The 10,859-nt window shown below is 70.8% G+C and carries 10 protein-coding genes; all 10 read right to left on the reverse strand.

From position 1 onward, the window contains the following. Window positions 1–465 precede the first annotated feature (465 nt). Window positions 466–1,476: a hypothetical protein gene (locus tag ACYVK5_RS08880; RefSeq protein ID WP_460703964.1), complete on the reverse strand. Its 1,011-nt coding sequence runs from the start codon at window positions 1,474–1,476 to the stop codon at window positions 466–468. A 522-nt stretch (window positions 1,477–1,998) separates the two neighbouring features. Beyond that, on the reverse strand, window positions 1,999–2,355 hold the full coding sequence (locus ACYVK5_RS08885) for a hypothetical protein (RefSeq protein WP_460703966.1): 357 nt from the start codon (window positions 2,353–2,355) through the stop codon (window positions 1,999–2,001). A 26-nt stretch (window positions 2,356–2,381) separates the two neighbouring features. After that, window positions 2,382–4,154 (reverse strand): ATP-dependent DNA ligase, encoded by a 1,773-nt coding sequence (locus tag ACYVK5_RS08890; protein ID WP_460703968.1) that lies wholly within the window; start codon window positions 4,152–4,154, stop codon window positions 2,382–2,384. Window positions 4,155–4,206: 52 nt separating this feature from the next. Continuing rightward, a complete protein-coding gene (locus ACYVK5_RS08895) occupies window positions 4,207–4,800 on the reverse strand; it encodes a carboxymuconolactone decarboxylase family protein (RefSeq protein ID WP_460703970.1) in 594 nt (197 codons plus the stop codon). 36 nt (window positions 4,801–4,836) lie between these two features. Beyond that, a complete protein-coding gene (locus ACYVK5_RS08900) occupies window positions 4,837–5,838 on the reverse strand; it encodes an ACP S-malonyltransferase (RefSeq protein WP_460703972.1) in 1,002 nt (333 codons plus the stop codon). A 162-nt stretch (window positions 5,839–6,000) separates the two neighbouring features. Beyond that, window positions 6,001–6,882 carry a metal ABC transporter permease gene (locus tag ACYVK5_RS08905; RefSeq protein ID WP_460703974.1) on the reverse strand — a complete coding sequence of 294 codons (882 nt, stop codon included), beginning with the start codon at window positions 6,880–6,882 and terminating at the stop codon, window positions 6,001–6,003. Next, on the reverse strand, window positions 6,879–7,631 hold the full coding sequence (locus ACYVK5_RS08910; RefSeq protein ID WP_460703976.1) for a metal ABC transporter ATP-binding protein: 753 nt from the start codon (window positions 7,629–7,631) through the stop codon (window positions 6,879–6,881). The genes ACYVK5_RS08905 and ACYVK5_RS08910 overlap by 4 nt, the downstream gene beginning before the upstream one ends. Then, complete coding sequence (locus ACYVK5_RS08915; RefSeq protein WP_460703978.1) at window positions 7,628–8,563, reverse strand: metal ABC transporter substrate-binding protein; 936 nt, start codon at window positions 8,561–8,563, stop codon at window positions 7,628–7,630. The genes ACYVK5_RS08910 and ACYVK5_RS08915 overlap by 4 nt, the downstream gene beginning before the upstream one ends. A 179-nt stretch (window positions 8,564–8,742) precedes the next feature. Then, window positions 8,743–9,453: a response regulator gene (locus ACYVK5_RS08920; protein ID WP_460703980.1), complete on the reverse strand. Its 711-nt coding sequence runs from the start codon at window positions 9,451–9,453 to the stop codon at window positions 8,743–8,745. Then, window positions 9,450–10,757, reverse strand: coding sequence for a sensor histidine kinase (locus tag ACYVK5_RS08925; protein WP_460703982.1), 1,308 nt, complete (start codon window positions 10,755–10,757; stop codon window positions 9,450–9,452). Before ACYVK5_RS08925 ends, ACYVK5_RS08920 begins: the two co-directional genes overlap by 4 nt. Window positions 10,758–10,859: the final 102 nt, after the last annotated feature.

The following is a 10,859-nucleotide window of genomic DNA, read 5'->3' on the forward strand; positions in this document are numbered from 1 at the left end:
GACCGGTTCCACACCGCCCTGGGCATGAAGTCCCCGATCGAGTTCGAGACCGGCCAGCCGGGCCCGGCCGACGACACCGGCAGGAAGGCGGCATGAACACGCTTCTGCCCGGGCGGCCGTCGCTCCAGCGTCGCCGCGTTCCGCCGCGCCTCAAGGCCAAGCCCCCTACGGGGGTACCGCTACGCGGCAGCCTTGACCCGCGACTCCACCCGGCCGGGCGGCTCCGGACACAGCCGCCCCGAACACCCTGGCAGCCACGACCCACGACTGCCAGACCAAAGCAAAATCACGTCTCCACGGTTTCAGGGGATTGCCACAGACGTGATGAAGTCGATGCACAGCACGGTTGCAGTCACTCAGCATCTCCATGTCGGCCCGACAGACCAGCAGATCGTACGACGGTTCGGACGCCGCGCGGAGCGTCCGGCCTCGTCCGGGTGGAACCCCGCGGTGCGACCGTCGAGCCTAGTTGGTGGTGAGGGCCGCCTCGATCTCGGAACGACTGCAGATGAGTCCGTGGCGGGCCAAGGTGCCAGGGATCGTGCTCATCCAGGAGTCGTCCGATTCCCAGACCGGAAGGACCGCTCGCAGGGCGTGCTGTTGCACCGGTGTCAGGCCGTCCAGCCTGACGTTAGCCGCGGGACCCGCGCCGGGAAACGCGGCGGACAGGATGGCGTCGAGCAACCGGTCGCGGTTGAAGTTGGAGGCGGCGAGCGGAAGCCGGTCGGCAAGATCCTCGACGTCTGCCGCGGTGAGCCAGTGCCTGATCGATGTCAGGCTCTTGGCCGCATAGGACCCGATCCAGCCGTCGTGGATCCGAAGGTCGGGCACATCCTGGTGCACGGTCGAGTCGATGAGGATCCTGATGACTCGGCGGCCTGGTGGCCTGGAGTCGGTTGCTGATGCTCGGGCCAGCGCTGTTGCCGCGCCCCATCGCACCAGCGGCGGTTGGTCGTCGAGAAACCGTGCCACACGGTCAAGCGTTGCGGACGGGCTGGCGATCAATCCGTGTGCGATGAGCGTGGATGTCAGTGCGTGCTCGTCGGTTTCGACGTCGAGACGGTCGGCGAGGAGTGGCACGGTCTGTGCCGCGGACTCGGGGAACATGCCGGTCAGGTAGGCGACGCGTGCGCGCTCGACGCTCCGGTGCGATCCGAGGAACCGAACAAGGCGGGGCAGTTCGTCACGTACCGCGTCGTAGGCAGCGACAGTGTCCGGGCTCAGAGCCAGGCCGCTGAACGGATTGCGGAGCCACAACTCACGATCGGGCCCACGCTTCATCTCGCTGTCTGCACACTCTGCCGCGCCAGCAACCAGCGCCTCGCGCTCTGCTTCCACCTGCGCGGCCTCATCCCGCCACTCGGAGATCGGCACCCCAGCCGGCAACCGTTCGTCGTCGATCCCGACCGCCAGTGCGCACAGGAACTCAAGCAGCCCCCCGCGGTCGAGCGCGTCCGGGGCCAGGACGAGTTCCACGACGAACCGCGCGACGGGAGCAGACGCCGAATACCTGCTGCCCTGATGCGTCACGGAAGCGCTGAGGTGGACCAGCGCGTCGTGTCGAACCCGTGGGTCTCGGCTGTGTAGCGCACGCAGGTTCGCCGGTACGTCCTTGGCGGCGCCGTATGCGTGGACCAGCCACTCCCACTCGACCTCGTCGAGACCCGCCAGCGGATCGACCTGTGTCACCACGTCCGGCAGCCTATCGGCGGTAGCTCACGTCAATGCGGACGTCCTGGCGCCAGCCGGCGTCAGCTTCCTCGCCGTAGCCGGGGGCCGCGCTCTGCAGCCGACTGCTCGGAGCGGCGGGAGCACGGAAAGATGCAGTCCGCACCCAGTCCGCAAGAAGTCCGCACCCCGCCGTCGGACCCCACACCCGCCAACGGCTGGGATCGTTGGAATTCCAACGATCCCAGCCGTTCCTGCGTCCCGCCCGCCCCCACCGTTTCCCCTGGACGACGTTCCGCTTCAACGTGTGATCGCTCTCGAAGCGATTGGTCACGCGGCTGCTTGTTCGAGTACAACGATCGCTATGAGCTGGGTGGCGAACATCATGGTCTCGGTCGCCATGAACGACAACGACAACGCGGAAGCGCTGAGCGAGTGGTTGCGCACGCAAGCGCCCCTTCGTTCGATGCCTGATGCCCACGGCGTGGGGTACCTGAGGCCGCTTGCAGGAGCGGGAAAGCGCCATGGGGCGGCTGGAAGGAACCCGAGTGCGAGGTCTGGGCGGGTGCGTTGAACTACGCCGACCTGGATGCTCTCCGGCAACGGTTCTTCGAGGTGCCGTGGCGCGAACCCAACGCGGTCCAACTGTTCGTGATGGACCAGGAAGAGGGCTTCTTCCGGCTCCATGCCCCGCCACGGTCGCGGTGAGCCGTTCAGCCCGCGAGCGCGCGCACCGTGTCGATCGTGTCGGCCTCGGCGGCGGTCTTGTCGCCACGGTAGCGGAGAACCCGGGCGAAGCGGAGTGCCAGGCCGCCGGGGTAGCGGGTGGAGCGCTGGAGGCCGTCGAAGGCGATCTCCACGACCTGCTCGGGGCGGAGGTGCACCACATGGCCCTCGCGCGAGGTCTCCAGTGCAAGGAACCGCTCGGTCTGCCACTCGAGCATGGTGTCCGTCATTCCCTTGAAGGTCTTGCCCAGCATCACGAAGTCGTCGGCGCCGTCCGGGTCGGGCCGGCGGGCGCCCAGGTGGATGTTGGAGAGCTTGCCCTGGCGGCGGCCGGATCCCCATTCGACGGCGAGGACCACCAGGTCGAGGGTCTTGCGTGGCTTCACCTTGATCCAGCCCGCGCCGCGCCGGCCCGCGGCGTAGACCGAGTCGAGCGACTTCACGACGACACCTTCCTGGCCCTCGTGGACGGCTTGCTCGAAGAACTCAGTGAAAAGCGCTGCGTCGTCGTCGGCCGGGTCGTCGGCTCCGTGTCCGGCATCCGCCTCGTTGTCCCCGGAGCCGACGACGGCGGCTGCCGCGGTTCGGACGGCGGTACCTGATCGGTCGACGCCGGCCTCGCTCTCGGCCTCGGCCCCCATCAGGCGGCGGACGGTATGCGGACCGGCGACGCGGTCGAGCACGGCGAGCCGGTCGCGCAGCGGCGCGTCGATGAGGTCGCGGCCACCCGCGTGCAGGACGTCGAAGAAGAACGGGGTGAGAGTGACGGCCTCCAGTGCAGGAGCAGGCGCGCCGCTCGGCCCCGAGGCTGTCCCGCTGCTGGTCCCGGCGGGCGGGTCGCCGCCCACCTCATGCGTCGCCGACCGCGCCGCCGTTTCCTGGAACGGCCGCGGCACGCCGTCGGGCCCCAGGACGATCGCCTCGCCGTCCAGCACCAGGCGCGGTTCCGGGAGTTCGCGCACGGCCGCGACGATCTCCGGCACGCGCTGCGTGATGTCGTCCAGGGACCGCGTGAAGACGCGGACGTCGTCGTCGGCCCGGTGCACCTGGATGCGGATCCCGTCGAGCTTCACGTCGACGCAGGCGCCGCCGCCCGCGGGCAGCTTCGCGAGCGCGGCGCCGACGTCGGGCGCCGACTGGGCGAGCATCGGCCGCACCGGACGGCCCACCTCGAGCGAGAAGCCGGCGAGGGCGGCGAGCGGATCGGGGGAGAGCAGCGCGGCGCTCGCGACCGGCCCGGTCGCTCCGCGGAGCATCACGGCGCGGCGGACGGCCTCGGCGGGGACGTCCGCCGCCTCGGCGACGGCGTCCACGGCCACCGAGTCGAGCGCGCCCTGCCGCAGCTCGCCGGTGATCAGGCCGCGCAGGAACACCTGCTCGCGATCGGTTGCGGCACCGAACAGGGCCGACGTCGCGGCGGCACGGGCGGCCTCGGATCCCGGCCCGGCGAGCCCGGACAGGGCGCCGAGCGCGGCATCGACGTCGTGCAGTGTGAGGGTCGGGGTCGCGGCAGGCGCCGGGAGATCGCGCAGCGTGGCCCACCCCAGTCCGGTGCGCCGCTGGCGCAGCTCACCGGCCAGATAGGCGACGGCGATCTCCAACTCTTCGGCGCCGGTGACGTCCGGGCCCGTGTCGGCGCTCGGGCTGGCGGCGTCAGCGGCACCGCGCCGCAGGCAGCCGGCGATGGCCGCGCGCTTGGCGAGGCGCGAGCGCGTGGCGGCGACGACCTCGGACGTGGCGACGACCTCGGCGAGCATCATGCGTCCATGGTCGCGCCCCTGGCGTCCGACTGCTCCCGGGACGCCGCCGCGGTCACGGGGCCGGGCTGTCGCCGGACGGCTCGGCCCTAGCGGCGTTCCTGCCCGCATCGAACACCCGGGCGTCCTCGGGGACGTCGATCTCGAGGTCGAGCACCGTCGTGATCCGGCCGATGAGGAAGTAGTACCCGGTCTGCACGACCAGTTCGACAACCTGCTGATCGGTGTAGTGGTGACGGACCTCGCCGAGGAGCTCCGGTGGCACCGTCGAGCCTTCGGCCGTGGCGACCACGAACCGGATCATCGTTGCCTGAGCCGTGCTGAACGCCGTGCTGTCCCAGCGTCCCCCGGCGAGGGCGGCGCGCTGCTCGTCGGTCACCCCGACCGCCCGTGAGATGGGCTCGTGCTGAGCCGTCTCGTAGGCGGACACGTAGCAGGTGCCTGCTGCCAGGATCGCCAGTTCCCGATCCACGTCGGGCAGGCTGCTGTGGGCGAACTGCACGGCACCGAGGTTGCCCACGGCCTCAGCAATCCGCGGTGATCGGAGGAGGATCTTGAGGACGTTGAGGAGGGCGTCGCCCTCGGCGAACCTCGCCAAGGTCGGCGGCAGCGACGACGGGTCGAACTCGGGTACCTGGATATTTGGCATCGGTCACTTCCCTTGGTGTCGGGCGGCAGGCCGGAATCACGAGGCCACGGATGACGCGGATGGGTCGATGAGATCGGAGAACCAGGAAAGGTCACGCGCCAGGGGCGCGACCGTAGCCACGCCACGCAGCACAACGCTTGCCGCGCGCGTCATGCTGTCGCCCGCGCCGAGCTCGATGAATCGCTCCGGGAGGTTCGCCGAAAACTGCTCCAACGCCTCGAGCAGATACATCGGCCTGGTGACGCAGTCCGCCAGAACTCCGCAGAAGTCGTCGTCGTCGGTATACCAGCGTCGCCCGACGACCGAGTACAACGGCACCTGGAGGGGCTGTATCGGCAGCGTGCGAAGTGCCGACTCGAACTGCCGGCGGATCGGTCCGAGCCCGGGATGGTGGGTCGTGTACTGCACGGAGAGGCGTTGAAGTGCCGGCACTCCTGGCTCGCCGGCGAGGGCGAGCAGTGATCCGAGGGCTTCCTCGCCGCCGACGAGCAGCGTGTGCCTGGCGGTGATCACCCCGGCGATGAACAGGTCCGACGAGCCTGCGCGTGCGATCAGCTCCCGGGCGCCCTGCTCGCCGGCCGTCGCCATGACGAGCCCGCCCTCGCACGGGTGCGCGGCGTGAGCGTCGTTCAGGAAGCAGACGGCACGTGCGCCGGACTCGACGGAGTACACGCCCGAGGCGACACGTGCCGCGATCTCGCCCATGCTCTGCCCGACGACGGCGCCGGGGCGCGGGCCATGCTCGCGCAACACGGCCAGGACGGCAACGGAAGCGGCATAGAGAGCGAGCTGCGTCGCGCCGTACTCCTGCTCGGACCCGTTCGCCGATCCGAGCACCAGACCCGTGACCGCTGGATAGCCATGGTCGGCGGCAACGGAATCCACGACCGACAGCGCTTGCCTGACCGTTCCGCTTCCGGCCAAGGAGTCACGTGCCATGGCGCCGACGGGATCCACCCCCTGCCCGGGCACAAGGAACACGTCACCCAGCGGGCCGGACAAGATCTCGGCCATGGCACGTGAGGCGTCGGTCGGCATGCGTACCTCCGTGAGCTGTGCGACAGGAAGGATCGACCTTGCGCAGGGACAGTTCAGGTGGTGCCGGGATCGCTGGGGGGTGAACCCCCATCACATACGGAACTATAACGCATAGGGGGCACTCAGGTGACGACGAGGATGTGCCCGGGCGGACGTCCCGCCTCAGGCCACCATGTCCGGACGCGATGCCACCCGCCGTCGTCCCGCGGCCAGCCGCTTGCCGAGCAGCCCGTGCCGCGGCGCGAACAGGTACACGAGCGCGAACGCGGCCCCCTGCACCACCACCACGAGCCCGCCCGACGCCGCGTCGAGCCAGTAGCTGAGGTAGATCCCCACCACCGAGCAGACCGCCGACATCACGGGCGCGATCACGAGCATCCGCCCGAACCGGTCGGTGAGCAGGTAGGCGGTGGCGCCCGGGATGATCAGCATCGCCACGACCAGGATCACGCCGACCACCTGGAGGGCGACGACGGCGGTCAGGGCGAGGAGCCCGAGCAGCAGCGCCCCGAGGAACCGGGGCGAGAGCCCGATGGCGTGGGCGTGCAGGCGGTCGAACGCGTACAGCGTCAGGTCGCGGCGTTTGACGACGAGCGTCACGAAGGCGACGGCGGCCAGGATCGCGATCTGGACGAGTTCCACGTCGGAGACGCCCAGGATGTTGCCGAAGATGATGTGGTTCAGGTCGGTCTGGCTGGGCGTCACGGAGATGAGGACGAGACCGAGGGCGAACAGGGTGGTGAACACGATCCCGATCGCCGCGTCCTCCTTGACGCGGCTCGTGCCGCGGATCGTGCCGATCAGGACGACGGCGAGGAACCCGAACACGAGAGCCCCGATCGCGAACGGCACACCGAGGACGTAGGCGATGACGACGCCGGGCAGGACGGCGTGGGAGACGGCGTCGCCCATCAGCGACCAGCCCACCAGGACGAGCCAGCAGGACAGCAGCGCGCACACCACGGCGGCGATCACCGTGGTCACGAGCGCGCGCACCATGAAGTCGTACTGCAGGGGCTCCAGGAGCAGGTCGAGCGGGTTCATGCGGATTCCTCGTGGTCGAGCACGTCCAGGCCGAACGCGCGGGCGAGGTTCTCGGGTCGCAGCGCCTCGGAGACGTCGCCGTGGAACAGCACCCGGCGCAGCAGGAGCGCGGCCTCGTCGGCCAGCCGGGGGAGGGCGTGCAGGTCGTGGGTGGAGACCAGGACGGTGCGGCCGTCGTCGGCCAGTTCCCGCAGCAGCCGCACGATGGTGGCCTCGGAGCGCTTGTCGACGCCGGCGAACGGCTCGTCCAGGAGCAGGATCCGGGCGTCCTGGGCGATGCCGCGGGCGACGAACGCGCGCTTGCGCTGCCCGCCGGAGAGCTGCCCGATCTGTCGTTCGGCGTAGTCGGTCAGCTCGACGCGTTCCAGGGCCTCGGTGACCGCCGAGTGGTCGGCCGGGCGGGCGCGGCGGGTGAGGCCCTGGCGTCCGTAGCGTCCCATCATCACGACGTCGCGGACGGAGACGGGGAACGCCCAGTCGACGTCCTCGCTCTGCGGGACGTACCCGACCAGGCCGCGCTTGCGCGCCGCCGTTGGGGCGGCGCCGTCGAGGAGGACGCCGCCCCGGTCGGGGCGGACCATGCCCATGATCGTCTTGAAGAGGGTCGACTTACCGGACCCGTTCATCCCGATCAGCCCGGTCACCCGGCCTGGTGGCACGCGCAGGGACACCCCGTCCAGGGCCAGGACCTCGCCGTAGCGGACGACGACGTCGTCCACCTCGATCGTGGCCGAGGGTGCGGTGGTCACGCGTCGTCCCCGCTGAGGGCGTCGAGGATGGTCGTGCTGTCGTAGCGGATCAGGTCGAGGTAGGTCGGCACCGGCCCGTCGGCCTCCGAGAGGGAGTCGACGTAGAGCGTCCCGCCGAAGGTGGCGTCGGTCGCGTCGACCACCTGCTGCATCGGCTTGTCCGACACGGTCGACTCGCAGAACACGGCGGGGACGTCGTTCTCCTTGACGAACTCGATCATGGAGGTGATCTGCTGCGGGGTGGCCTGCTGCTCGGCGTTCACCGGCCAGATGTACTGCTCGGTCAGGCCGGCGTCGCGGGCGAGGTAGGAGAACGCGCCCTCGCAGGTCGCCAGCGCGCGCTCGTTCTCGGGCAACGCCGACAACCCGTCGACCAACTCGTCCTGCACCTGCTGCAGCTCGGCCTTGTACGCCTCGCCGTCGGCCTCGAAATCGGCCGCGTGCTCCGGGTCGAGCTCGCCGAAGGCGTCGACCATGTTGTCGACGTAGATCTGCACGTTCAGCGGGCTCATCCAGGCGTGCGGGTTCGGCTTACCGGCGTAGGCGTCCTCGGTGATGTCCATCGGCTCGACGCCGTCGGTCAGGACCACGTGCGGCACGTCCACCGACTCCACGAACTGGCCGAACCACGCCTCCAGGTTCAGCCCGTTGTCGAGGATCAGGTCCGCCTCGGACGCCTTGGCGATGTCGCCCGGTGTCGGCTCGTACCCGTGGATCTCCGAGCCGACCTTCGTGATCGACTCCACCCGGATGTGGTCCCCGGCCACGTTCTGCGCGATGTCCGCGAGCACGGTGAACGTCGTCAGGACGACCGGCCGGTCGTCGTCGGCGGCGCGGCCCTCGAACGTGGCGCCGCAGCCGGAGAGGCCGGCGGCCAGGAGGAGCGGGAGGGCGAGACGGAGCGCGACCGGCGTACGGCGAGTTGTGGGCATACCCAAACCATAAAAGTTCGGTCACCCGAAAACAAGTCTGGCGGGAGGCCTGAATGAGGCCGTGCGGTTGCTTACGAACCACGAGGTTGGTTACGCCAAACGGGGGTCTGGCGTAACCAACCTCATGGTTCGTAAGCAAGTGCCTGGTCCACAGGGTGGTGAGGTCGACCCGCGATCTCTCACACCGGCCGGTACCGGTTCTCCGGCCGGCCCGTGGCGCCGTAGCGGGGCGCGACCTGGGCGTGCCCCTCGGCGACCAGGTGCTCCAGGTAGCGGCGGGCGCTGACCCGCGACATCCCGACCGCCTCGGCGACCTCGGCCGCCGAGGCATCCACGCCGTCCGCCCCGTCCGCACCCGCCGTGCCGCACAGGCTCGCGAGCGCCTCCTGGACGAGGGCGCGGCTGCGTCCGGACAGCCCCTTGGGCGGCGCGGCCGTGCCGGAGCGCGGCCCGGCCAGCAGCAGGTCCACCTCATCCTGGTCGAGGGTGCCCCGCGACCGGCGCAGGTCCTCGCGCCGCTGCCACACCTCGTCGAGCCGTTCGCGCAGGGCGGCGGACGTGAACGGCTTGACGAGGTAGGCGACGACGCCGCCGGCCATGGCCTGGCGCACGGTGTCGAGCTCGCGCGCGGCGGTGGTGGCGACGACGTCGATGGGCTCGCCGGGCAGCAGGCGCAGCCTCCGGAGCACGTCGAGGCCGCCGATGCCGGGCAGGTGCAGGTCGAGCAGTACGAGGTCGGGCCGCAGGGCGGCGGCGAGGCGCAGCGCGTCGGTGCCGTTGCGTGCCTCGCCCACGACGACGAAGCGGGGGTGGCTCTCCACGAAGCCGCGGTGCACGACGGCGACGGCGGGGTCGTCCTCGACGAGGAGCACGCGGGCGGGCGCGGTCACGGCGCGGCCTCCGGGGAGCCGGAGGGCACGGGGGAGCCGACGGGGAGCTCGACCGTCACCCGCGCCCCGCCGAGGTCGCCGGTCCCGATGACGACGTCGCCGTCCCGCCGGTCCGCGATGCGTCGCACCAGCGCGAGCCCGATACCGCGGCTGTCCCGGTCGCCGGGCGCCTTCGTGGAGAACCCGGCCTTGAACACCTGGTGGTGCAGGGGCGCGGGGATGCCAGGCCCGTCGTCGTCCACCTGGAGGCACAGCCCCGGTCCGCCGGCCCGCACCAGGACGCGGACGCGGCCCTCCGGGCCTGCGGCGTCGACGGCGTTGTCGATCAGGTTCCCGAGCACGATGAGGGCGTCGGTGTGCAGCGACGAGGCCTCGGGGCTGCCGGGGTCGCCGAGCGCGGACGCCTCGTCGACGTCGAGCGTCACGCCGTGCTCGCGTGCGGTGATGGTCTTGACCAGGAGCAGCGCCGCGACCTCCGGGGAGCGCACGCCCGGTGCGACCGCGGACGCGGTGAGCAGCCCGCCGTGCCCCGATCGCTCGATGAAGGCGACCGCCTCCCCGGTCCGGCCCAGCTCCAGCAGGCCCGAGATCACGTGCAGGGTGTTGGCGAACTCGTGCGACTGCGAGCGCAGGGCGTCGGTGAGGCCGCGGGTCTCCAGCAGGGTCGCGATGTCCTCCGGTTCGAGCAGGTAGATGCGGCGGCGGACGAGGCGGGTCACCCACGCGGCGCAGAGCACGCCGACCACGGTGGCGCCGGCGAGGGCGGCGAGCAGCCAGAAGCGGTCCTCGGTCAGGTCGGCGCGCAGCTCGGACTCGAGGACGCCCACGCTGACGGTACCGATGACCGGGGCGGGGGAGGCGTCGTCGGCCGCCTCGCCGAACACGGGCACCTTGACGCGCCAGGACGTGCCGAGCGTGCCGGTCTGGGTGCCGGTCCACACCTGCCCGGACAGGGGCACGGACGGGTCGGTCGAGACCTGCTTGCCGATCCGTGCGGGGTTCGGGTGGGAGTAGCGCATGCCGCGTTCGTCGGTGACCACCAGGTAGGTCACGCCGGACGCCTCGCGGATCACCTCGGCGATCGGCTGGATCGTGGCCGACGGGTCCTCGTCGTCGAAGGCATCGCGAATGGCCGGCAGGTGCGCCACGGACTGCGCCACGCCGGTCATCTGGTCCACGTACGCCTCGCGGAGCTGGCGTTCCTGCAGCGCCGAGGCGACGATCCCCGTCACGCACACCACCGCGAGCACGATGACGACCTGCAGCACCAGCAGCTGCGCCCGGAGCGTCATCGCTCTTCTCACGACGTCAGTGTGCACCGGTTCCCGGGCGGCGCGGTACCGAGCCGTGACCGAAACGACCACAACGTTCGTTGCGACCAGAATGCGACTCCGGTGCGCGGTCCT

The sequence above is a fragment of the Myceligenerans halotolerans genome (assembly GCF_054782975.1).

Bases quoted from the DNA above. Each gene is read 5' to 3' on its own strand.
- ACYVK5_RS08905 (WP_460703974.1), bottom strand. From the start codon at position 6,882: ATGAACCCGCTCGACCTGCTCCTGGAGCCCCTGCAGTACGACTTCATG.
- ACYVK5_RS08915 (WP_460703978.1), bottom strand. From the start codon at position 8,563: ATGCCCACAACTCGCCGTACGCCGGTCGCGCTCCGTCTCGCCCTCCCG.
- ACYVK5_RS08885 (WP_460703966.1), bottom strand. From the start codon at position 2,355: ATGGAGCCGGAAGAAGCCCTCTTCCTGGTCCATCACGAACAGTTGGAC.
- ACYVK5_RS08890 (WP_460703968.1), bottom strand. From the start codon at position 4,154: ATGATGCTCGCCGAGGTCGTCGCCACGTCCGAGGTCGTCGCCGCCACG.
- ACYVK5_RS08900 (WP_460703972.1), bottom strand. From the start codon at position 5,838: ATGCCGACCGACGCCTCACGTGCCATGGCCGAGATCTTGTCCGGCCCG.
- ACYVK5_RS08895 (WP_460703970.1), bottom strand. From the start codon at position 4,800: ATGCCAAATATCCAGGTACCCGAGTTCGACCCGTCGTCGCTGCCGCCG.